Origin of the sequence: Kineococcus sp. G2 (assembly GCF_037154035.1) — a bacterium.
In the GTDB taxonomy this organism is placed as follows: Bacteria; Actinomycetota; Actinomycetes; order Actinomycetales; family Kineococcaceae; genus Kineococcus.
In genome coordinates this window covers 19089-41435 of sequence record NZ_JBBBEM010000020.1, presented here as the reverse complement: position 1 = coordinate 41435, position 22347 = coordinate 19089, and the positions used below count along the sequence as shown (strand labels likewise).

The 22347-nt window shown below is 72.7% G+C and carries 18 protein-coding genes; 11 read left to right on the top strand and 7 right to left on the bottom strand.

Annotation, left to right across the window (positions count from 1 at the left end):
* Positions 1-72 precede the first annotated feature (72 nt).
* Complete coding sequence (locus V9U69_RS04410; RefSeq protein ID WP_337060090.1) at positions 73-936, top strand: biotin--[acetyl-CoA-carboxylase] ligase; 864 nt, start codon at positions 73-75, stop codon at positions 934-936.
* On the opposite strand, the gene V9U69_RS04405 is transcribed toward V9U69_RS04410, so the two are convergent.
* Positions 877-1491, bottom strand: a complete 615-nt coding sequence (locus V9U69_RS04405) for a GtrA family protein (RefSeq protein ID WP_337060089.1) — start codon at positions 1489-1491, stop codon at positions 877-879. The two genes, V9U69_RS04410 and V9U69_RS04405, sit on opposite strands and share 60 nt — an antisense overlap.
* Before the next feature lie 408 nt (positions 1492-1899).
* Between V9U69_RS04405 and V9U69_RS04400 the strand changes: the two genes are divergently transcribed.
* Together V9U69_RS04400 and purE are read left to right on the top strand one after the other, a co-directional pair.
* Entirely contained in the window at positions 1900-3177 is a 1278-nt protein-coding gene (locus V9U69_RS04400; RefSeq protein WP_337060088.1) for a 5-(carboxyamino)imidazole ribonucleotide synthase, read from the top strand.
* A gap of 35 nt (positions 3178-3212) precedes the next feature.
* Positions 3213-3707, top strand: a complete 495-nt coding sequence (gene purE, locus V9U69_RS04395; RefSeq protein ID WP_442907588.1) for a 5-(carboxyamino)imidazole ribonucleotide mutase — start codon at positions 3213-3215, stop codon at positions 3705-3707.
* A 1-nt stretch (position 3708) separates the two neighbouring features.
* Here purE and darG read toward each other — a convergent pair whose 3' ends face one another.
* Together darG and darT are read right to left on the bottom strand one after the other, a co-directional pair.
* Positions 3709-4770, bottom strand: coding sequence for a type II toxin-antitoxin system antitoxin DNA ADP-ribosyl glycohydrolase DarG (gene darG / locus V9U69_RS04390; protein WP_337060086.1), 1062 nt, complete (start codon positions 4768-4770; stop codon positions 3709-3711).
* A gap of 10 nt (positions 4771-4780) precedes the next feature.
* Positions 4781-5425: a type II toxin-antitoxin system toxin DNA ADP-ribosyl transferase DarT gene (gene darT / locus V9U69_RS04385; RefSeq protein ID WP_337060085.1), complete on the bottom strand. Its 645-nt coding sequence runs from the start codon at positions 5423-5425 to the stop codon at positions 4781-4783.
* A gap of 66 nt (positions 5426-5491) precedes the next feature.
* On the opposite strand from darT, the gene V9U69_RS04380 reads away from it, so the two are divergent.
* The 6 genes from V9U69_RS04380 to V9U69_RS04355 all read left to right on the top strand — a co-directional run bounded on the left by V9U69_RS04380 (position 5492) and on the right by V9U69_RS04355 (position 15191).
* Complete coding sequence (locus V9U69_RS04380; RefSeq protein ID WP_337060084.1) at positions 5492-6952, top strand: type I restriction-modification system subunit M; 1461 nt, start codon at positions 5492-5494, stop codon at positions 6950-6952.
* Positions 6949-8106, top strand: a complete 1158-nt coding sequence (locus tag V9U69_RS04375; RefSeq protein WP_337060083.1) for a restriction endonuclease subunit S — start codon at positions 6949-6951, stop codon at positions 8104-8106. Before V9U69_RS04380 ends, V9U69_RS04375 begins: the two co-directional genes overlap by 4 nt.
* Positions 8103-11516, top strand: a complete 3414-nt coding sequence (locus tag V9U69_RS04370; RefSeq protein ID WP_337060082.1) for a DEAD/DEAH box helicase family protein — start codon at positions 8103-8105, stop codon at positions 11514-11516. The genes V9U69_RS04375 and V9U69_RS04370 overlap by 4 nt, the downstream gene beginning before the upstream one ends.
* Entirely contained in the window at positions 11513-12823 is a 1311-nt protein-coding gene (locus V9U69_RS04365) for an alpha/beta fold hydrolase (RefSeq protein WP_337060081.1), read from the top strand. Before V9U69_RS04370 ends, V9U69_RS04365 begins: the two co-directional genes overlap by 4 nt.
* A 144-nt stretch (positions 12824-12967) precedes the next feature.
* Positions 12968-14728 (top strand): S8 family serine peptidase, encoded by a 1761-nt coding sequence (locus V9U69_RS04360; protein ID WP_337060080.1) that lies wholly within the window; start codon positions 12968-12970, stop codon positions 14726-14728.
* 145 nt (positions 14729-14873) lie between these two features.
* Positions 14874-15191, top strand: a complete 318-nt coding sequence (locus V9U69_RS04355; protein ID WP_337060079.1) for a hypothetical protein — start codon at positions 14874-14876, stop codon at positions 15189-15191.
* Between the two features lie 24 nt (positions 15192-15215).
* Here V9U69_RS04355 and V9U69_RS04350 read toward each other — a convergent pair whose 3' ends face one another.
* Positions 15216-16460, bottom strand: coding sequence for an LCP family protein (locus V9U69_RS04350; protein ID WP_337060078.1), 1245 nt, complete (start codon positions 16458-16460; stop codon positions 15216-15218).
* A 179-nt stretch (positions 16461-16639) separates the two neighbouring features.
* On the bottom strand, positions 16640-17968 hold the full coding sequence (locus tag V9U69_RS04345; protein WP_337060077.1) for a UDP-glucose dehydrogenase family protein: 1329 nt from the start codon (positions 17966-17968) through the stop codon (positions 16640-16642).
* A 210-nt stretch (positions 17969-18178) separates the two neighbouring features.
* Here V9U69_RS04345 and V9U69_RS04340 point away from each other — a divergent pair, with 210 nt between their 5' ends.
* Positions 18179-19261, top strand: a complete 1083-nt coding sequence (locus tag V9U69_RS04340; RefSeq protein ID WP_337060076.1) for a cell wall-binding repeat-containing protein — start codon at positions 18179-18181, stop codon at positions 19259-19261.
* A 33-nt stretch (positions 19262-19294) separates the two neighbouring features.
* Here the strand turns inward: V9U69_RS04340 and V9U69_RS04335 are convergent, their stop codons facing one another.
* Positions 19295-19684 carry a DUF2304 domain-containing protein gene (locus V9U69_RS04335; protein ID WP_337060075.1) on the bottom strand — a complete coding sequence of 130 codons (390 nt, stop codon included), beginning with the start codon at positions 19682-19684 and terminating at the stop codon, positions 19295-19297.
* A gap of 25 nt (positions 19685-19709) precedes the next feature.
* A complete protein-coding gene (locus V9U69_RS04330; RefSeq protein WP_442907587.1) occupies positions 19710-20357 on the bottom strand; it encodes a glycosyltransferase family 2 protein in 648 nt (215 codons plus the stop codon).
* Between the two features lie 154 nt (positions 20358-20511).
* On the opposite strand from V9U69_RS04330, the gene V9U69_RS04325 reads away from it, so the two are divergent.
* Positions 20512-22317, top strand: a complete 1806-nt coding sequence (locus tag V9U69_RS04325; protein WP_337060073.1) for an ABC transporter ATP-binding protein — start codon at positions 20512-20514, stop codon at positions 22315-22317.
* The last annotated feature ends 30 nt before the right edge of the window (positions 22318-22347 follow it).

Sequence of the window (22347 nt, the reverse complement as noted above, 5' to 3'; positions counted from 1 at the left end):
GGGTAGGAGAGGCAAACCTAAGCACACGGACGCCCCGGAGGGGAAACCCGGCCCGCCGCTACCGTGGCGGGCGTGGAGGAGGCCGCCGACCGCACGGGTGCCCAGCGTCCCTGGACCGACCTGGAGCGCCCGCCGCTGCACGCGCTCGCCCTGCGCCGCGCCCTCGTCGGCCCCGGCGGCTGGGCGGCGCTGGACGTGGTCGCCCGCACCGGCTCCACCAACGCCGACCTGCTGGAGCGCAGCGCCCGCCAGGACGTCGCCGACGGAACCGTGCTCGTCGCCGAGCACCAGGACGCCGGCCGCGGGCGGCTGGGGCGCACGTGGACCTCGCCGCCGCGGGCGGGCCTGGCCGTCTCGGTGCTGCTGCGCCCCGCGGCCGCCCCGGAGCGGTGGTCGTGGCTGCCGCTGCTGACCGGCGTCGCCGTCGTGGACGCGCTCGGCGCGCTCGGCGTGGACGCGGGCCTGAAGTGGCCCAACGACGTGCTGGTCGCCGGGCCGGGGCGGCCGGGGAAGGTGTGCGGGGTGCTGGCCGAGGTGCGCGGTGGCGCCGTCGTGCTCGGCGCCGGGCTCAACGTGACGCAGCGCGCCGACGAGCTGCCGCCCCCCGCCCCGGGAGCACCCGCCCCGGTGCCGCCCACCTCGCTGGCGCTGGCCGGGGCGCGCAGCACCGACCGCGACACCGTGCTGCGCCGCTACCTGCGGGCGCTGCGCACCCGGCTGGACGAGTGGGCCACCGACCCGGGCGCCACCGCCGACGCCTACCGCGCCGCCTGCCTCACCCTGGGTGCCCCCGTGCGCGCGCACCTGCCCGGCGGGGACGTGCTCACCGGCACGGCCGAGGACGTCGACGGCACCGGCCGCCTCGTGGTGCGGACCTCAGGCGGTGCCGCGACGAGCCTGGCCGCCGCCGACGTCGTCCACCTGCGCGGCGTGTGAGGTCCCCGGCGGACGCAGCGCCTCCCCGGGCCGGGGAGCCTCCCAGCCCTCCTCGCGCAGCTCCTCCACGAACACGAAGCGCCGGTACGCCCACCAGCGGAACAGCGTCCCCAGCCCCACGCCGACGACCTTCGCGGAGATGTTCGACGCCAGCGGCCCGCGCAGCCCCAGCACGTAGTAGGTGAAACCCAGGCAGGCGGCGCTGATGAGCAGCCCCGCGCCGTTCATCAGCGCGAACAGCAGCAGCTCGCGCGGGGCCGAGGCGCGCCGGCGGTGCCGGAAGGTCCAGTAGCGGTTGCCCAGCCAGGCCACCACGACGCTGACGGCGATGGCGATGCCGTTCGCGGTCAGCGGCTTGTGGTGCAGCACGCCCACGCCGTCCGGGCCCGCGAAGCTCAGCAGGTTGAAGACGCCGAAGTCGGTGACGAAGGCGACCGCCCCCACCACGCCGAACTTGGCGGCCTCCCGGGCCAGCACCTCGTAGGTGCTGCGCAGCCGTGCGATCAGCCCGGGGCGGGGCGTGCCGGGGGGTGGGTCGGCCGTGTGGGAAGCCACGGTGGGCGGTGCTCCGTTCTCGCGCCCCGCGGGCGGGGTCGTGCTCATCGACCCCGCAGTGTGGCGGATGCCGCTGGGAGCCCCCTGGGCGCGGCGGTCAGCGGTCGGCGCCGCTGCGGCTCTTCGACGGGTCGAGGTGGTCCTCCATCTTGACGGCACCCAGGATGCCGACGACGACGAGCGCCACGCAGGCGATGACGGTGAGCACTGCAGTTCCCCCTCCGTGGGACGCGCCGCGGGTCCGCGGAGCGGACCCAAGGATTCACCACCCGTCCGGTACGGGCATCCCGGAACCAGGGTGGACCCACAGGTCGTCACCGACCGTGTGAAGGCCCTCGACACGCCGTGCGGATCGGTGCCCGACACGCCGGGCGCGGGGGTTCGCGGCCGTCGCCTACCCTCCCTGCTGTGACGAGCGCCCCCTCCGACGCCGCCCCCGCCGCAGCCCCCGACGCGCCCGGCGCCACCGGAGCCCGCCCCGACCCCGCGCCGTATGACCGGCCCGGCGGGTTCCCCGTCGTCGGCGTCGTCGGCGGCGGTCAGCTCGCCCGCATGATGCAGCCGGCCGCGGTGGCCCTGGGCCTGCGCCTGCGGGTCCTCGCGGAGGGGGAGGGCACCAGCGCCGCCCAGGTCATCACCCCCGCCCCGGTGGGCGCGGCCGGCGACCTGGACGCGCTGCGCGCCTTCGCGGCGGAGTGCGACGCCGTCACCTTCGACCACGAGCACGTGCCCGCCGAGGGCCTGCGCGCCATGGCGGAGCTGACGAGCGTGCAACCGGGCGCCGACGCCCTCCTGCACGCCCAGGACAAGATCGTCATGCGCGAGCGGCTCACCGCCCTCGGCCTGCCCTGCCCGCGGTGGGCGCGGGTCGCCGGCCGCGCCGACGTGGAGGCGTTCGCGGCCGGCGCCGGCTGGCCGGTGGTGCTGAAGACCCCGCGCGGCGGCTACGACGGCAAGGGGGTCCTCGTCCTGGACGGCCCCGGCGACGCCGGGTGGGCCACCGCCGACGCCTGGTTCGCCGACTGGGCCGGGCGCGGGCCGCTGCTCGCGGAGGAGCACGTGCCCTTCACCCGGGAGCTCGCCGCCCTCGTCGCCCGCAGCCCCTCCGGCCAGGCGGCCGCCTGGCCGGTGGTGGAGACGGTCCAGCGCGGCGGCGTCTGCCACGAGGTCACCGCCCCCGCCCCGGACCTGGACCCCGACCTGGCCGCCTCCCTGACGGACGTGGCGCTGCGCGTCGCCGACGGCCTGGGCGTCACCGGGGTGCTGGCCGTGGAGGTGTTCGAGGTGGAGCGCGACGGCCGCCGCGAGGTGCTCGTCAACGAGCTGGCGATGCGCCCGCACAACTCCGGGCACTGGAGCATCGACGGCTCCGTCACCAGTCAGTTCGAGCAGCACCTGCGCGCCGTGCTGGACCTGCCGCTGGGCGACACCTCCGCCCGCGCGCCCTGGACGGTCATGGTCAACGTCCTCGGCCCGGCGAGCATCGAGGAGCGGCACGCCGACCTGTACCGCTCCTACCTGCACGTCATGGCGCACGACCCGGGTGCCAAGGTGCACCTGTACGGCAAGGAGCAGCGGCCCGGCCGCAAGCTCGGCCACGTCACCGTCTACGGCGACGACCTGGAATCCGTCCGCGCGCGCGCCCGGCACGCCGCGGCCTTCATCGCGGGGGAGATCGACGAGTGAACGCACGCGCGCAGGCGGTCGAGGTCGGCCTGGTCATGGGCTCGGACTCCGACTGGCCCGTCATGGAGGACGCGGCGAAGGCGCTGGAGGAGTTCGGCGTCGGCTACGAGGCCGACGTCGTCTCCGCGCACCGCATGCCGCACGACATGGTCGCCTGGGGCGCCTCGGCCGCCCAGCGCGGCCTGCGGGTCGTCATCGCCGGAGCCGGCGGCGCCGCGCACCTGCCGGGGATGCTGGCCAGCGTCACCCCGCTGCCCGTGATCGGCGTGCCCGTGCCGCTGCGGCACCTGGACGGGATGGACTCGCTGCTGTCCATCGTGCAGATGCCCTCCGGCGTGCCGGTGGCGACCGTCTCCATCGGCGGCGCCCGCAACGCCGGGCTGCTGGCCGTGCGGATCCTCGCCGCCACCGACGAGGCGCTGCGCGAGCGGGTCGTGGAGTTCCAGGAGTCGCTGCGGCAGACCGCGGTCGACAAGGGGGAGAAGCTGCGCGCGCGGGCCCGGCGCACCGGCACGGGTTTCGGCGCCTGACTCAGCCGGTGGGCACGAGGTGGCGTTCCTTCACGGCGCGCCAGGCCGTCTCGACGTGCGGCGGGGTGAACAGCGACGCCTTCCGAGGGCTCCACGCGCGGACCTTCGCGTGGGCGTCGCCCCAGGAGCCCGCCGCTGCTTCGTCGTGCTGCAGGAGCCAGTGGACCGTGGCGAGCAGCTCGAGGCCGTAGGTGCTCTCGAAGCCCTCGATGGCCGCCAGCACCTCGTGGATGCGTCGCTCCGTCTCGGGGTGCTCGGCCAGGTAGTCCGCGAGGACCGGTGCCGTCTCCGGTCGCACCCGGATCGGTTCCGCCTCGTCGACGCGGGCCGAGCCGTCCCCGAAGCCGCTGATGTAGTGCCCTTCCATCGCGCGCAAGGACTTCCGCAGGTCGTCGGCGTACGGGCCGTAGCGGTGCTGCACGAAGTGCAGGCGCAGAGGTTCGCCGGCGTTCTGCAGGAAGTAGGCGAGCTTCTGGACCTCGACGGGAGTCGGTGGTTCGAAGGTGAGCTGCTCGTAGAAGGACATGAGCGCGAGCAGGGCAGCCCGCCCCGGGGTGAGCTGCGGGGCGCGCTCGCGGTGGACCTGCTCCGCGGCGGGCGGCGCTCCCGCGGGGGCGAAGACCCGGACGTCCACCCTGTCGGCGACGGGGCTCAGGGCGCCCGCGATGAGCGGTTCGACGTCACGCCAGGCGAGCCCGCCGTTCCCGCACCCCAGGGGTGGGACGGCGATGGAGGTGATGCCGTGCTCGTCGACCACGCGGACGAGGTCGGTGAGGCCGCTGCGGACGTCCTCGAGTCGCGACCGGTCCTTCCAGTGACGCTTGGTGGGGAAGTTGATGATGAACCGCGGGCCGGTCAACGCCCCCGTCTCCCAGACGTGCATCCGTCCGGGCTGCACCTCGCCGCGCTCGCAGGCCACCGCGTAGGCGGTGAACATCTCGGGCCAGGCGCGTTTGAACTGCAGGGCGATGCCCTTGCCCATGACACCGACGGTGTTGACGGTGTTGACGAGGGCATCGACGTCCTGAGTCAGGAGGTTGCCGCTCGTGACGGTGATGGGCATCGACACCTCCTCAGAAGTACCAGTGGGGTCGGACATCGACGTAGGTCGTCCCGCCGCAGTCTCGCAGCACAGTCTCCACCTTCCGCGCCGCCTCCTCCGTCCGGGTGACCACTCCCGCCACGGCCGACCAGGGCACTGAAGGGTGGGCCAGGCACTCGGCCTGGCGCCTTTCCTTGCGGTCGGGCTGGTCGGGGGTCGGAGCCCACATCCGTGCCTCCATGAGCCCCCAGTCGACGAAGTCGTCGCCGTCGAGATCGGCGTCATCGGCGCTCAGCCGGGCGAGCTGGAGCACCGCGTGCCGGTCGCTCGCGACGACGGTGACGCCCGCCTCCCGCAGGCGCTGGGTGGAGCTGACCACGTAGACGATCTCTTCCGTCTGCGCGGCCTCGGCGCCGACCTGCCCCTTCGTGATCGCGTAGAGCATCGGGCTCCGCGGCGCGAAGTACCACCGCACGTAGTCGGCCAAGGTGCCGCCCGCGCCGCACGGGACGGTGCGGTGGGCGCGTCGCTCCTTGAGGTGGCTGTAGCCGATGCCGACCCCGGTGATCCCCCGGCGTCGGCACTCGGTGTCGGACAGCAAGCCCTCCCGGACCATGCCAGCGAGCCGCTCGATCCGCGTCATGTGGTAGACGAGGGTCGGCTGCGGGCGCGGCATGGCCTCATCCCGCCCTGACGCCGCGACAGCTCGGCCCGTGTCGGCGGCGATCGGTAGATTGGGCGGGTGATCACCGGCGAGCTCAAGGGCAGGATCGACCGCGTCTGGGACGCCTTCTGGTCGGGCGGCATCTCCAACCCGCTCGAGGTGATCGAACAGATCACGTACCTCCTCTTCATCCGCCGTCTTGACGAGCTGCACACCCGCGACGAGAAGATGGCCCAGCGCACGGGGGAGCCGATCGAGTCCCCGATCTTCCAGCCGGGCCAGGACGCCCTGCGGTGGTCGCGCTTCAAGGACCTCGAACCGGGTGTCATGCATCAGCTCATCGCCGACCAGGTCTTCCCCATGCTGCGCCGCCTGGGCGTCGACGGCTCGACGTACTCCGAGCACATGAAGGACGCCCGCTTCACCATCCCGACGCCGGCGCTGTTGTCGCGGGTGGTCGACATGCTCGACGACATCCCGATGGTCGACCGGGACACCAACGGCGACCTCTACGAGTACCTGCTGTCGAAGATCGCCAGCGCCGGGGTCAACGGCCAGTTCCGCACGCCGCGCCACATCATCCAGCTCATGGTCCACATGACCGCCCCGCAGCCCGACGACGAGATCTGCGACCCGGCGTCAGGGACCTGCGGCTTCCTCGTCGCCGCCTCGGAGTACCTGCGCCGCGAGCACCCGTCGATCATGACGAACGCGGAGCAGCGCCGGCACTTCCACCACAGCATGTTCCACGGCTACGACTTCGACTCGACGATGCTGCGCATCGGCAGCATGAACATGCTCCTGCACGGCATCGAGTCACCCGACGTGCGCTACCGCGATTCGCTGTCCGAGGGGGCCTCGGATGAGGAAGGCTTGTACTCCCTCATCCTCGCCAACCCGCCGTTCGCGGGGAGCCTCGACTACGAGTCGACGGCGAAGGACCTGCAGCGCGTCGTCAAGACGAAGAAGACCGAGCTGCTGTTCCTCGCCCTGTTCCTGCGGCTGCTCAAGCCGGGTGGGCGGGCGGCGGTCGTCGTCCCCGACGGGGTGCTGTTCGGCTCCAGCAAGGCCCACAAGGAACTGCGGCGGATCCTCGTCGAGGACCAGAAGCTCGACGCGATCGTGAAGCTGCCGTCCGGGGTGTTCAAGCCCTACGCGGGGGTGTCGACCGCGATCGTGTTCTTCACCAAGACCGACTCCGGTGGCACCGACGACGTGTGGTTCTACGACGTCGCCGCCGACGGGTTCTCGCTGGACGACAAGCGCAACCCCGTGGAGGCGAACGACCTGCCGGACGTGCTGGCGCGGTGGGGGCAGCGGAATGGGAGCGAGCGGAAGCGGGCGCGGACCGAAAGGAGCTTCTGCGTGCCGAAAGCGGATATCGCGACGCAGGGGTATGACCTGTCGGTGAACCGGTACAAGGATATGATTCCCGATGACATGGAACATCGGGAGCCAGCGGAAATTATTGCAGAGCTAGAGGCGCTAGATGGCGAGATTAGTCGAAATCTCAGCGTGCTCAAGGAGATGCTGGAATGAAGATCGTCTCGCTTGGCGATATTGTTCAGTTCGCGAGCGGGGGAACTCCTGCGCGCTCGCGACCCGAATATTATCGAGGGGATATTCCGTGGGTTACGGGGGCTGATATCACTCCTGAGGGGAATATCTTGGAACGTCACCGTATTTCGCGAGAAGCAGTCTCCCAGTCTGCTACTACGGTCGCATCACCTGGAGCACTCTTACTCGTTACTCGCACGAGCGTTGGAAAAGTGGCCCGGGTAAAGGATTCTGTGGCTTTTAGTCAAGACATCACCGCAATCCTGCCTGACGCGCTTGTCTGCGATGTAGGCTATATCGAGCATTTCCTGCGGTCGCGGCAGACGTTTCTTGTCGCCCAAGCCCGTGGAGCAACGATTCGAGGTATTACTCGGCAAGTCGTTGCATCACTTCGCATGGAGTTGCCGCCCCTCGCTGAGCAGCGTCGGATCGCGGCTCTCCTTGATGGAGTCGCCACTCTTCGACGCCAGCAAGAGAGTTTCGTCACTGCATGTCAGGACGCGAAGGCATCGTTGTTCAACAAGTACATCGAGTCCGACACCACGACTGCTCGAGATATGAAGCCTCTGGCTGCCGTTGTCCGTGACGGCACGGTCGTGACCTACGGGATCGTCCAGGCTGGCCCCGATGTTGAGGACGGAGTTCCCTATATCCGAACAGGCGATCTTGTTGATGGTCAGATAGCCGTAAATCAACTTCGAAAAACATCGCCGGAAATTGCTGAGAGATTCAAGAGATCACGCGTCTCGGTGGGGGACATCGTCATGAGCATTAGAGCCACTGTTGGTACGACGGCCATGGTTCCGCTCGGTCTTGAGGGTGCCAACTTGACGCAGGGAACAGCGCGCATCGCTCCAGGGCCGAGATTGCACCCCCTCTTCTTGCTGGAGTATCTACGCTCTCCCCGTGCTCAGCGATGGATTCAAGCTCAGGTAAAAGGGGCAACTTTCAGGGAGATTACACTGGCGCGACTTCGGCAACTCCCTGTAGTTCAGCCTCCGATGGAAGTGCAGCAGCGATTCGTCTCGGCTTTGGAGGCGGTGGAAGCGATGGCGCAGATTAGTCGACGAAAGAGCTATTTGCTGACCGAACTTCACGCTTCGCTGCAACACCGCGCCTTCTCGGGAGAGCTGTGACAAATTTCGTCTTCCTTGCCGACGATTGGCCACTCCTACACGCTGACTGTGCCCGCGCCGAGTCCTACCTTGCTTCCGACCCGCGCTCGGCATGCTTCTACGCCCGCCGTGCCGCCGAACTCCTCGTCGCCCACCTCTACGAGCTGAACCGCCTCCCCGCCCCGTACCGGGACGACTTCTCCGCCCGCCTGAACGACCCCGCGTTCCAGCAGGTCATCACGGTCGGCATCGGGCAGAAGCTCAACCTGCTGCGCAAGGTCGGCAACCGCGCCGTCCACGACGCCCAGCAGATCCCGGCGCGCACGGCGCTCGACGTCGTCCGCGAACTGCACCACGTCATGCTGTGGGCGGCGTTCCACTACTCCACGGATCCGGACGCGGTGCCGCGGCAGGCGACGTTCGACCCTGACCTCGCCGCGCAGCGGGCGCCGCTGAGCCGCGACGAGGTCGTGAAGCTCGCTGCGAGGTTCAAGCAGCAGGACGAGGAGCACGCCAAGGCGCTGCGCGAACGCGACGACCTCGCCGCCGCGAAGGATGCGGAGATCGCGGACCTGCTCCAGCAGATCGCCGCCGCCAAGGCCGCGTCGACGGCCAGCGACGACCGCGACTACGACGAAGCCACGACCCGCGCGCTCATGATCGACGAACTGCTCGCCGAAGCCGGGTGGCGCCTCGACGACGAGCGCGACCGCGAGTTCGAGGTCGTCGGCATGCCGAACGAGAGCGGCATCGGCTACGTCGACTACGTCCTGTGGGGGGCGGACGGCCTCCCGCTGGCCGTCGTCGAGGCCAAGCGCACTACGACAGACCCAGCGATCGGTCAGCAGCAAGCCAAGCTCTACGCCGACTGCCTGGAGGCCATGACCGGACGTCGGCCGGTCATCCTCTACACCAACGGGTACGTCACCCACCTCTGGGACGATGCCTCCGGCTACCCGCCGCGGAAGTTGCAGGGCTTCCTCACCCGCACCGAGCTCGAGCTCATGGTCGCCCGCCGCACCACGCGGCTCCCGCTCGCCGACGCCACGATCGATGCCGCGATCGTCGGGCGGCCCTACCAGACCCGCGCCATCCGGGCGATCGACGACGCCTTCACCCGCAAGCAGCGCGCCGCCCTGCTCGTCATGGCCACCGGGGCGGGGAAGACCCGCACCGTCATCGCCCTGGTCAAGCAGCTCATGGAAGCCGGCTGGGTCAAGCGCGTCCTCTTCCTCGCCGACCGGACCGCGCTCGTCAACCAGGCCGTCGGCGCGTTCAAGGAACACCTGCCCAACGTCGCGACCGTCAACCTCGTCACCGAGAAGATCAGCGAAGGTCGGGTCTACGCCTCGACCTACCCGACGATGATGAACCTCATCGACGCCACCGACGGCGGTGAGCGGCTCTTCGGGCCCGGCTACTTCGACCTCGTCGTCATCGACGAGGCGCACCGCTCCGTCTACCAGAAGTACAAGTCCATCTTCGCCTGGTTCGACTCCCTCCCCGTCGGCCTCACCGCCACCCCCAAGGACGAGGTCGACCGCAACACCTACGAGCTCTTCCACCTCGAGGACGGCGTCCCCACCGACGCTTACGGCCTCGCCGAGGCCATCGACGACGGCTTCCTCGTACCCGCCCGCGCCGTCGCGCTGCCGACGAAGTTCCTGCGGCACGGCATCACCTACGACGACCTCAGCGAGCAGGAGAAGGACGACTGGGACGCCGCCGAGTGGGGCGAGGACGTCGACCCGCCCGACGCGGTGTCCGCGGAGGAGCTCAACCGCTTCCTCTTCAACACCGACACCGTCGACAAGGTCCTGGCGAAGCTCATGGCCGACGGGCGCAAGGTTGCCGGCGGCGACCGCCTCGGGAAGACCATCGTGTTCGCGAAGAACCAGAAGCACGCCGAGTTCATCCGCGAGCGCTTCGACCAGGCCTACCCCCACCTGGCCGGCCACTTCGCGCGGGTCATCACCCACGCCGTCCCGTACGCGCAGACCCTCATCGACGACTTCTCCCAGCCCGACAAGGCCCCCCACATCGCGATCTCCGTCGACATGCTCGACACCGGAATCGACGTCCCCGAGATCGTGAACCTCGTCTTCTTCAAGACCGTGCGGGCCAAGAGCAAGTTCTGGCAGATGATGGGCCGCGGGACCCGGCTCCGCCCCGACCTCTACGGGCCCGGTCAGGACAAGGAGGACTTCTACGTCTTCGACTTCTGCGGGAACCTCGAGTACTTCCAGCAGGACCTCCCGGAAACGGGCGGATCGGTGCAGCGGTCCCTGGTGGAGCGGCTGTTCGAGGCGCGCGTATCGCTCGTCGCCGGCCTCGACGGTCAGCTCGGCCCTGAGCCGGCCGACACCGTCCTCGGCCGCGGCGACCAGGACGAACGCGGGTTGCGTGCCGACACCGCCGACCTCTGCCGCTCCTACGTGACCGGCATGAACCTCGACAACTTCCTCGTCCGTCCCCAGCGCGAGTGGGTTGAGATCTACGTCGACCCCGCCTCCTGGCACCGGCCGTTTACCCCCGACCGAGCCGGTGACGTCGCCCAGCACCTCGCCGGGCTCCCCTCCTCCGAAGGGGCCGACGAGGAGAACAGCAAACGGTTCGACCTCCTGCTGCTGCGCCTGCAACTCGCCCACCTCGACGGTGACGTGGGCACCTTCGACCGGTTGCGGACGCAGGTGCAGGAGATCGCGAGCTCCCTCGTCTCCCGAACCAGCATCCCCGCCATCGCCGCCCAGGCCCAACTGCTCGATGACGTCGCCGGTGACGAGTGGTGGGTGGATGTCCCCCTCCCGCACCTCGAACGGGTGCGACGGCGGGTGCGGGACCTCGTGCAGTTCATCGAGAAGTCCCAGCGCGCCGTCGTCTACACGAACTTCGCCGACGAACTGGGGCACGAGAGCGTCGTCGATCTCCCCGGCATCACCCCCGGCACGAACTGGGAACGCTTCCGCGAGAAGACGACGGCCTACCTACGCCGGCACGAGGACCACCTGGCGCTGCAACGGTTGCGCCGCAACATCGCACTGACCACCGATGACCTCACCGCGCTCGAGCAGATGCTCCTGGAGTCGGGGGCCCAGGACGCCGACATCGCCCGCGCGAGCGAGGAAGCTCAGGGCCTGGGGTTGTTCATCCGCTCCCTCGTCGGCCTCGACCGGCAGGCGGCCACCGAAGTCTTCGCGGACTTCCTCGACGACACGGCCTTCAGCGTCGACCAGATCCGCTTCGTCCAGTTGATCATCGACCACTTGACCGCTAACGGCGCCGTCGAGGTGAGGGCGCTCTACGCCGCCCCCTTCACGGACAGCGCACCGCACGGGCCCGACTCCGTCTTCGCCGACGAGCAGGTCGACGCTCTCATCGCCCGGCTGCGCGACGTGCGCCGGCACGCGACCGTCGAGGAGGCCGTGGCATGACCACGCCAGACATGATCACCGAGTCCCACCGCGTCGACGGCCACGACGTGCACGAGCACGTCCTGACCGCCCCCCTGGACCGCACCGGCACCGAGCCGGGGACGGTCGAGGTGTTCGCCCGCGAGTACGTGCGCGACGGGCGCGAGCGCGCCCCGCGCCTGGTGTTCCTCCAGGGCGGCCCCGGGAACCCCGCCCCGCGACCGGACGTGGTGGGCGGCTGGCTGGAGCGGGCGCTGGAGGAGTTCCGCGTCGTGCTGCTGGACCAGCGCGGCACCGGCCACTCCACCCCCCTGGACGCGCAGTCCCTCGGGGAGGTCGGTGACGCGGCCGCCCAGGCGCGGTACCTGGCGCACTTCCGCGCCGACGCCATCGTCGCCGACGCCGAGGCCTTGCGCCGCGCGCTGCAGGGGGACGAACCCTGGTGGGCGCTGGGGCAGAGCTACGGCGGTTTCGTCATCACCTGCTACCTCTCGCAGGCGCCGGAGGGCCTCGCCGGGGCACTGGTCACCGCGGGGTTGCCCGGCCTGTCCACCGGCGCCGACGACGTGTACCGGCTCACCTACGCGCAGACCGCCGTGCGCAACGAGGAGTTCTTCGCACGCTACCCGCGCGACGAGGCCGTGGCCCGCGCCGTCGCGCAGCACCTGGACGGGACGGAGGAACTCCTGCCCACGGGGGAGCGGCTGAGCTCGCGGCGCTTCCGCACCCTGGGGATCGCCCTGGGTCAGCAGTCGGGTTTCGACGCGCTGCACTTCGCGCTGGAGGACCCGTTCACCACCGTGCGCGGCGAGCGGCGGTTGCGGCAGCGGTTCCTCGTGGAGGCCGGCCGGCGGTTGTCGTTCGCGGCGCACCCGCTGTACGCGGTGCTGCACGAGTCGATCTACGCGCAAGGGGCCGCCACGGGCGGGGCGACGCGCTGGTCGGCGCACCGGGTGCGCGAGGAGTTCCCCGAGTTCTCCCTCGACGCGCCCGCCGGTGCGCCGTTCCGGTTCACCGGCGAGCACGTCTACCCGTGGCAGTTCGAGGAGGACCCGGCACTGGTGCCGCTGCGCGGTGCGGCGCAGCTGCTCGCCGAGCGCGCGGACCTGCCGCCCCTGCACGACCCGGAGGTGCTGGCCGCCAACACCGTCCCGCTGGCCGCCGCGGTGTACGTCGACGACATGTTCGTCCCGTACCCGCTCAGCGCCCGCACCGCCCGCGAGGTCCGTGGGACCCGCACGCTCGTCACCAACGCCTACCAGCACGACGGCCTGCGGATGGACGGTCGCAGGCTCCTGGACGGGCTGCTGGAGCTCCTCCGGCGCTGACGGAGGCCGGTCACGGGAAGGTCGCGATCGACGATCTGCCCAGCGCGCCCCCTTGTCTGTGAGCACTGTGAGCACCACACTCGGCCACGCTGTTGCGCCGGACGGGTGAACCCGCCCGCCCGGTCCCCCCTGGCAGGAGGCTCCGTGCGCAAGATCGTCCTCTCCTCCGCGGCGAGTCTCGCCCTCGTCGCGGCGACCCTGGCCGCCACGCAGACCGCGTCCTCGGCCGACCCCACCACCACCGGCACCGGTGCGGTCGAGCGCGCCTCCCGCGCCGTGACCGCAGCCGACGAGTACGTGGTCCTCTACGAGACCGGCACCGCCGACGCCGCCGCGCGCGCCGCCATCGAGGCCGCCGGCGGCACCGTCGTCTCCAGCAACCCCGAGGTCGGCTACGCGCTCGTGCGCTCCGAGGCCGGCGACTTCGCCGAGAAGGCCGCCGCCGCCGCCGGTCTCGTCGGCGCCGCCGTGAACCGCGAGATCGGCCGCGCCCCCGAGGACGTCGCCGACGACGCCGACGCGATCGAGCGCCTCACCGCCGCCGAGCGCGCCGCCGCCGAGGCCACCGCGCAGCTGAAGTCGCTGCAGCGCAAGGAGCCCGACGCGGAGCCCCTCGCGCCGCTGCAGTGGGACATGGACGCCATCGACGCCACCGTCGAGGGCTCCTACGAGGTGCAGCCGGGCAGCCGGAAGGTCACCGTGGGCGTCATCGACACCGGTGTCGACGGCTCCCACCCCGACATCGCCCCGAACTTCGACGCCGAGGCGAGCCGGAACTTCGTCACCGACATCCCCGAGATCGACGGCGAGTGCGAGACCGAGGACTGCGTCGACCCCGCCGACGTCGACGGTGACGGCCACGGAACCCACGTCGCCAGCACCATCGCCTCCCCCATCAACGGCCTCGGCATGGCCGGCGTCGCGCCCAACGTGACCCTGGTGAACCTGCGCGCCGGCCAGGACTCCGGGTACTTCTTCCTGCAGCCCACCCTCGACGCGCTCACCTACGCCGCCAACACCGGCGTCGACGTCGTGAACATGAGCTTCTACGTCGACCCGTGGCTGTACAACTGCCAGGCGAACCCCGCCGACTCGCCCGAGGAGCAGGCCGAGCAGCGCGTCATCGTGCAGTCCGTGCAGCGCGCCATCGACTACGCCCGCAGCAAGGGCGTGCTGCCCGTGGGTGCGGCCGGCAACGAGTCCACCGACCTCGGCGTGCCCGGCGTGGACACCTCCAGCCCGGACTACCCGGTCGACGCCGACGGCAACCCCGTCGACGCCCGCGAGCGCACCATCGACAACTCCACCTGCCTCAGCGTCCCCGCCGAGAGCAACGGCGTCGTCACCGTGACCTCCACCGGCCCGTCCGGCCGCAAGGCGTACTACTCGAACTACGGCACCGAGCAGGCCGACGTCGCCGCCCCCGGCGGCGACGCCTACGACACCCCGGACAACCGGGTCGACCCGGCCGGCCTGATCCTCGCCGCCTACCCCGAGGACCTGGCGATCGCCAACGGCGACGTCGACGAGGCGGGCGAGCCCACCACCCCGTTCGTCATCCGCCAGCAGACGGAGGACGGGGAGGACGCGTACTACCAGTACCTGCAGGGCACCTCGATGGCCGCGCCGCACGCCGCGGGCGTCGCCGCCCTCATCGTCAGCGAGTACGGGAAGAAGGACCCCGCCCACCCGGGCACCCTGACCCTCGACCCGTCGCTGACCGAGGCGCTGCTGCTCGGCACCGCCGAGGACGTGGCCTGCCCGGTGCCGGCGGAGTTCACCTACCGCCGCGTCTCCGCCGCCGGCGAGTCGATCAGCACGGCCACCTGCGCCGGCCCGGCCGACGTGAACGGCTTCTACGGGCAGGGCCTGGTGAACGCCCTGGACGCGGTCACCGCGTTCTGACCTGACGGGTTCCCCGGGACCACCTGAGCGCGAGGGCGCGGGTGGCGGCAGCAGCCGCCGCCCGCGCCCTCCGTCGTCCCGGCGGCCGTGCCCCTGCGGCTCGCGCCGCCGGGCGCAGCCGGGGCCGCGGTGCCAGGATCGGCCCATGGCCGACGAGCAGACCGACGTCCTCGACCTCGACCGCATCGCGCACGCCGTCCTGGCCATGGACCCCGCCGAGGTCCACCGCCTGGTGGCCCGCGAGGGCGGGGGACCGTGGCTGGCCGGGCCGGCCTACGGGGACGGGAGCGAGCTCGCCGTGTTCCCCGCGGTCGGGGGCCGCGGCGCGACGGTGGCGCGCGCTGACGCGGCGGAGCTCGTCCGTCGCGTCCTCGACCACCGCCTCGCCGAGGGGTCCCTCGACGAGCAGCAGCACGACCAGATGCTCACCGAGGCCGTCGTCGGCCTCACCGGCACCCTCTGACCCGCCCCTGCCGGCGGGGAGCGCTCAGGGGAGCAGGGAGCGCAGCGCCTCGGTGTCGTCGGCCTCCAGGTCGGCGAACATCTCCAGCGCCCGCTCGGTGTCCCACTTCACGGCGAGCCCCGAGGAGGTGCGCAGGTTCGCGTTCGCCACCGGCACGGTCATGGAGATCCCGTCCGAGCCGGTCGCCGAGCGCATCCCGTTCGCGAACGTCAGCAGCGCACCCAGCGAGGCGTCTTCGTCGACGGTGAGGGCGCCGCCGGCCGCCGAGGCCAGCGAGAACGCCCGGAGGGGGTTCAGCAGCGTGGTGGGCGAGGTGGCCTCGTCCACGATGGCCGCCAGCAGCTCGCGCTGGCGCGCCGCGCGGCCCAGGTCGCCGGCGGGGTCGGAGTAGCGGTAGCGCGCGTACCCCAGCGCGGTGGCGCCGTCCATCTCCTGGCAGCCGGCCGCGATGTCGAGGCCGGCGCGCACGTCCTGCACCGCCGCCGGCGGGCACATCTCGACACCGCCGACGGCGTCCACGATGTGCGCGAAGCCGGCGAAGCCCGTCTCGACGTAGTGGTCCACGCGCAGGCCGGAGACCTCCTCGACCGTCTGCGTCAGCAGCGGCGCACCGCCCAGGGCGAACGCGGCGTTGATCTTCCCCGAGCCGTGGCCGGGGATCGGCACGTAGGAGTCGCGCGGGACGCTGATGAGCGCGGCCGGCCCGGACTCCGGCACGTGCAGCAGCATGATCGTGTCGGTGCGCCGGCCGAGGATGTCGTCGCCGCCGGCGGAGTACTGCGCCAGCTCCTCGGCGCTCATGCCGTCGCGGGAGTCGCTGCCGACCACCAGGTAGGTGGTCCCGGGGGTGTCGGCGGGCCGCTCGCCGGTGGGGGCGGCGGCGGTGTGCTGCACCGCGGACAGCCCGCGCCAGGCCAGGGTCAGCGGGTAGACGACGAGGGCGACGACGAGCAGGACGAGCAGGACGCGCCGGCGGCGCCGGGCCACCGAGCGGTGCGGGCGGCGCGGCGGCGGGGGACCGGCGGGTGGCGGCGCGGTGCGGCGGGCGGGCTCCTCCGGCTGCCGCAGCTCCGCGAGGCGCTGCTCGCGCCCGGGGGTCTGCGCGGCGGCGCGCTCGGGACGCCGGCGCGCCGGGCGCCCGTAGGTGGTGGCCGTGTAGCCGGTGCGCCCGTCGACCGTCCGGTCGTCCCCGGCGGGCGCGGGCCGCCCCGGCGTCCGGCGGGGGGACGGCTGCGCCGGGTCGGAGGTGGGGGGCGGCGGGACGGGCACGTCACCACAGTAGGGGCACGCGGTGTCGCGCACGGGTGACCCGCCGCGAGCTCTCCCGGGTCCTCGCCGGGCCCCCGCGCGGCTCCCCGCGAACCCCCGCACTTCCCCCACACCCACCCCCGGTGATCGAGGAAGTGGCAACTTCCTCGATCACCGGGGGTGGGAGGGGTGGGGGTGGGTCAGGCGCGGGGGCGGCCCAGGGCGCGGTAGGTCCAGCCCGCCGCGCGCCAGCGGGCCGGGTCCAGGGCGTTGCGCCCGTCCAGGACGCGCTTGGCGGCGACCAGGTGCGAGATCGTGGCCGGTTCCAGGTCGCGGTACTGCTTCCACTCCGTCAGCAGCAGCACCACGTGGGCGCCGGTGACGGCCTCCTCGACCGTCTCGGCGAAGCCGATGGAGGGCACGGCCTTGCGGGCGTTGTCCAGCGCGGCCGGGTCGGTCAGGACCACGTCACCGCCCTGCAGCTGGATCTGCGCGGCCACGTTCAGGGCGGGGGAGTCGCGGATGTCGTCGGAGTCGGGCTTGAACGCCGCGCCCAGGACCGCCACGCGCTTGCCGATCAGGGAGCCGTCGCAGACCTCGCGGGCCAGGTCGACCATGCGGATGCGCCGGCGCATGTTGATGGAGTCGACCTCGCGCAGGAAGGTCAGGGTCTGGTCCGCGCCGAGCTCGCCGGCGCGGGCCATGAACGCGCGGATGTCCTTGGGCAGGCAGCCGCCGCCGAAGCCCAGGCCGGCGTTGAGGAACTTGCGCCCGATGCGGTCGTCGTGGCCGATGGCGTCGGCCAGCTGGGTGACGTCGGCGTTGACCTTCTCGCACAGCTCGGCCATGGCGTTGATGAAGGAGATCTTCGTGGCCAGGAACGAGTTCGCGGCGACCTTGACCAGCTCGGCGGTCTGGTAGTCGGTCACGATCGTGGGGGTGCCGCGCTTCAGGGGCGTGGCGTACACCTCGTCCAGCAGCGCCTTGGCGGCCCGGCCGGTCTCGGACTCCGGGCCCTCGGGCACACCGTAGACGAGGCGGTCCGGGTGCAGGGTGTCCTGCACCGCGTGCCCCTCGCGCAGGAACTCCGGGTTCCACGCCAGCGAGGCGCCCGGGGCGAGCTCGGTCACCTTCGCGGCCAGGCGCGCGGCGGTGCCCACCGGCACGGTGGACTTGCCCACCACCAGCTCGCCGGCGCCCACGTGCGGCAGCAGCGCGTCGACGGCGGCGTCCACGTAGCGCATGTCGGCGGCGAACTCCCCGCGCTTCTGCGGGGTGCCCACGCACACGAAGTGCACCGCCGAGCCGGCCGCCTCGGCCACCTCGGTGGTGAAGCGCAGCCGGCCGGTGGCCATGGCGCGCTCCAGCAGTTCCGGCAGGCCCGGCTCGAAGAAGGGCGCGCGCGCCTCGCGCAGCGCCTCGATCTTCTCCACGTCCACGTCGACGCCGACCACCTCGTGACCCAGCTCGGCCATGCACGCGGCGTGCACGGCGCCCAGGTACCCGCACCCGATGACAGTCATGCGCATGCCGCGCACAGTAGTGGTCCGAGAGCGCACGGAGAACACGCTGGGCCGTGCGGAGGACGTGGGCCCGCACTCCCGCCCCGACCGTGTGAGCCGCCTCACACGTCTGCGGGCCGTGCGACCCTGTCCCTCAAGGTCGAGCCCGTCCGGTCCGACACCGGTCGGGTCCGCGCGTCCCGCGCGCCGGCCCACGCACACCCCCGGAAGGTCCCCATGCGCCTGCGTCCCAGCTCCCTGGCCCTCGCCGCCGCCCTCGCCGTCGCCGTCGTCGGTGGCGTCGCCGCGCCCGCCGGTGCGGACCCCGGCGACGCGCAGCTGAAGGCCGCCACGGTCAGCCGCGTCTCCGGCGCCGACCGCATCGCCACGGCCGTCCAGGCGTCCCGGGCGTTCTCGCAGGAGAAGGTGCCGGCCGTCGTGCTGGCCCGCTCCGACTCCTTCGCCGACTCCCTCGCCGCGGCGCCCCTGGCCTCCGACGCCGGCGGCCCGCTGCTGCTGACCCCCAGCGCCGGCCTCGACCCCTCCGTCGCCGACGCCATCCGCGACGTGCTGGCCCCCGGCGGCACCGTCTACCTGCTCGGCGGGACCTCGGCGCTGTCCGGTGCCGTCGAGCAGTCCGTGCGCTCCCTCGGCGTCGCGGGCACCGTCCGCCGCGTCGCCGGCGCCGACCGCTTCGGCACCGCCGTGGAGATCGCCAAGCTGCTGCCCGAGGCGACCACCGTCTCCGTCGTCACCGGCTGGAACTTCCCCGACGGGCTCGCCGCCGGCGCCCTCATGGGTGTCGTGGACGCCGAGACCGACCACAGCGTCGGCGTCGTCCTGCTCAGCGACGGCAACCAGCTCGGCGCCACCACCGCCGGGTACCTCGGCAGCCGGGACTTCGCCACCAGGATCGCCATCGGCGGTCCCGCGGCCGTCGCCGTCACCGGCCGGGCCGGCTGGGCGCCCATCGCCGGCGCGGACCGCTACGACACCTCCGCGCGCATCGCCCGCCAGTTCACCTCCAGCAGCTTCTTCGAGGACGCCACCACCATCGTCGGCGTCGCCACCGGCGAGGGCTGGGCCGACGCCCTGTCCGGTTCCGCGCTGCTCGCCTACGGCGGCGGCCCGCTGCTGCTGACCCAGCCCGGCGATCTCCCCGACGCCACCGCCGCCGCGCTGCGCGACCTGCAGGCCGACGCCCGCGCCACGAAGGACGACCAGGGCGACCCGCTCGAGGTCGGCACCGCGCTCGTCTTCGGCGGCCCCAACGCCGTGCAGGACTCGGTGCTCACCGAGATCCGCGCCGCCCTGGCCTGACCCGGGCGCCCCGGCCCCGCGACCGGCCCCCGCTCAGGCGCGGGGCCGGTCCCGGGGGGCCGGGGCGTGCTCGTGGCGGGCCCGCGCCAGCGACGGCGGCTCCGCCTCGTCCAGCGCCAGCCGCCGCGTCAGCTGCGTCAGCCGCTCCTCCATCGAGCGGCGGTGGCGGTAGGAGGACACCAGCACCCCCAGGAACGCCACCACCAGCCCGTACAGGAGCAGGTCCGTGCCGCGGCCCACGCCCAGCGCCTGCGCCACCGCGGTCACCGCCCCCGGTGCCAGGATGCTGGCGACCGCCAGCACCACCAGCCCGCCCAGCAGCAGCCGCCGCACCGCCTGGTGGCGCGCCCCGGCGGTGCTGCGCACCAGGAGCACCCCCACCGCGAGCACCGCGGTGATGAGCAGCAGCTGGATCAGCAGCACGACGTCCCCCTCCCCGGTCCCGGCATCAGCCCAGCAGCGTCTCGACGAGGATGTTGACGCTGTTCAGCAGCGACTGCCCCTTCGAGCGCGAGTAGTCGGTGTAGCGGATCTCCACCGGGTGCTCCGCCCAGCGCAACCCGCCGCGCCCCACCTGCTCCACGATCTCGCTGGCGTGCGCCATCCGGTCGTGCCTCAGGCGCAGGTGCGCCGCCCCCCGCCGCGAGAACACCCGCAGGCCGTTGTGGGCGTCCGTCAGCCGCACCCCCGTGGAGCGGTTCGTGTAGAGCGTGGCCAGGCGCAGCACCACCCGCCGCAACGGGTCCAGCTGCGTGCGCCGGTCCAGGAACCGCGAGCCGAACAGCACGTCCAGCTCCTCGCGCCCCAGCCGGCGCACCATCGCGTCGGCGTCCTCCACCCGGTGCTGGCCGTCCGCGTCGAACGTCACCACCGACGTCGTCAGCTCGTCGCGCAGCGCGTAGGCGATGCCCGTCTGCAGCGCCGCCCCCTGCCCCAGGTTCACGCCGTGGCGCACCACCGTCGCCCCCGCGGCCTCCGCCACCGCCGCCGAGTCGTCCGGGCTGCCGTCGTCGACGCACACCACGTGCGCGAAGCGGGTGCGCAGCTCGCGCACCACGTCGCCGACCACGCCGGCCTCCCGGTACAGGGGCACCACCACCCACGTGCCCGGGTGCCGGTCCGCGGCCGGCGGCGGGACGGGCGGGGTGCCGGCCTCGGCCGGGCGCGCGCCGCGCGGCGCGTCGTGCGGGGTGCTCCTCACCCGACCATCATGGCCGCTCGCCCCGCCCGCGTCGGGGAGGATGGCCCGCGTGCGCGAGCTGCTCCGGACCGTGAAGGCCCTGCTGAGGCTCCTCCCCGCGGGCAGCGGGCGCTTCGTCACCGTCTACAGCGGCGCCCAGGCCGCGCTCGCCGTCCTCGACGTCGTCGCCCTCGGACTGCTCGCGGTGCTGCTGCCGGTCGCCGTGCGCGGCGGCGCCGGGCAGCTCACCGTGCCCCTGCCCGGCGTGGGTGACGAGATCGGCACGGGCACCCTCGTGGCGCTCGTCGTGGTGGTCAGCGCGCTGCTCGTCGTCAAGAGCGTCGCCAGCCTGCTGCTCGTGCGCTGGGGCGTGGTGCGCTTCGCCGGGCACGAGGTCGACGTCGCCGACCGGCTCGTGCGCGCCTACCTCTCGGCCTCCTGGAGCTACCGGCTGCGGGCCAGCTCCGCGCGCGCCGTGCGCACCGTGGACGAGTCCCTCAACCAGACCTTCAACGGCTTCCTCATGCCGTTCTCCAGCCTCGTCGCCGAGGTCGCCAGCCTCACCGCGGTGGGTCTCGTCGTCCTCGTCGCCGCGTGGCAGACCGCCCTGGTGGCCGCCGCCTACTTCGCCGTCGTCGCGTTCGTGCTCTACGCGGTCATCGCCCGGCGCGCCGCCGCGGCCGGGCGCACCGCGGTCGCCACCAGCGTCGACACCGTCCGCCTGGTGCAGGAGTCCTTCGCCGCCACCAAGGAGATCACCCTGCGCGGGCGCGGTGAGCAGCTCGCCGGGGTGGCCCGCGACGTGCGCAGCCGCAGCGCCCGCGCCCGCGGCATGGCCTTCTTCTACTCGGTGGGGCCGCGGTTCGTGCTGGAGGCGGCGCTGCTGGGCGGCTTCCTCGTCGTCGGCGCCGTCGCCGTGCTGACCCAGGGCCTCACCGAGGCGATCACCGCGATCGGCCTGTTCGCCGTGGCGGGCTTCCGCGTCGTGCCGTGCCTGACGCGCCTGCAGTCCGTCTTCGCGACCATGCACGCCCACCAGCCCAACGCCCGCGAGGTGCTCGACGCCCTGCGCGAGACCGGCGCCTCCGAGGGGCCGGCGCCGGTGCTGACCCCCACCGGTGACGCCGACGGGCTGCCCGCCGGGGCGGTCGAGGTGCGCCTGGAGGGCGTCTCGTTCACCTACCCCGGCAGCGCCTCGCCCGCCCTGGACGGGGTGGACCTCGTCGTGCCGGCAGGTGCCCGCGTCGCGGTCGTGGGCCGCTCGGGGTCGGGCAAGTCGACGCTGGTGGACCTCGTGCTGGGCCTGCTGCTGCCCACCGGCGGCCGCCTGCTCGTCGGCGGCCGGCCGCTGGAGGAGGTCACCGGCGCGTGGCGGCAGCGGGTCGGGTACGTCCCCCAGGACGTCGCCCTGCTGGACGCCGACGTGGCCCGCAACGTCGCCCTGAGCTGGAGCGAGGAGGACGTCGACCTCGCCCGGGTCGAGCGGGCGCTGGCCGCCGCGCAGCTGAGCGAGGTGGTCGCCGCGCTGCCGCAGGGGGTGCGCACCCCGGTGGGGGAGCGCGGGCTGCGGCTGTCCGGGGGGCAGCGCCAGCGGCTCGGCATCGCCCGGGCCCTGTACGCGGACCCGCACGTGCTCGTGCTGGACGAGGCCACCAGCGCGCTGGACGCCGCCACGGAGGCCGCCGTCACCGGGACCGTCACCGCGCTGCGGGGCGTCACCGTGCTCGTGGTGGCCCACCGCCTGGCGACCGTGCGCGACTGCGACGCGGTCGTCGTGCTGGAGGCCGGGCGGGTGCGCGCCGTGGGCACCTTCGACGAGGTCGTCGCCGCCGTGCCCGACTTCGCGGTGCAGGCCGAGCTCTCCGGCCTCGCCTGACCCCGCCCCCGCGGTGACCCCGCCCCCACC

What these genes read in the sequence shown, in the direction of transcription:
- darG (WP_337060086.1), bottom strand. Translation starts at nt 4,770, where the DNA reads ATGCCCATCACCGTCACGAGCGGCAACCTCCTGACTCAGGACGTCGAT.
- darT (WP_337060085.1), bottom strand. Translation starts at nt 5,425, where the DNA reads ATGCCGCGCCCGCAGCCGACCCTCGTCTACCACATGACGCGGATCGAG.
- V9U69_RS04340 (WP_337060076.1), top strand. Translation starts at nt 18,179, where the DNA reads ATGCGCCTGCGTCCCAGCTCCCTGGCCCTCGCCGCCGCCCTCGCCGTC.
- V9U69_RS04375 (WP_337060083.1), top strand. Translation starts at nt 6,949, where the DNA reads ATGAAGATCGTCTCGCTTGGCGATATTGTTCAGTTCGCGAGCGGGGGA.
- V9U69_RS04355 (WP_337060079.1), top strand. Translation starts at nt 14,874, where the DNA reads ATGGCCGACGAGCAGACCGACGTCCTCGACCTCGACCGCATCGCGCAC.
- purE (WP_442907588.1), top strand. Translation starts at nt 3,213, where the DNA reads ATGGGCTCGGACTCCGACTGGCCCGTCATGGAGGACGCGGCGAAGGCG.
- V9U69_RS04365 (WP_337060081.1), top strand. Translation starts at nt 11,513, where the DNA reads ATGACCACGCCAGACATGATCACCGAGTCCCACCGCGTCGACGGCCAC.
- V9U69_RS04345 (WP_337060077.1), bottom strand. Translation starts at nt 17,968, where the DNA reads ATGCGCATGACTGTCATCGGGTGCGGGTACCTGGGCGCCGTGCACGCC.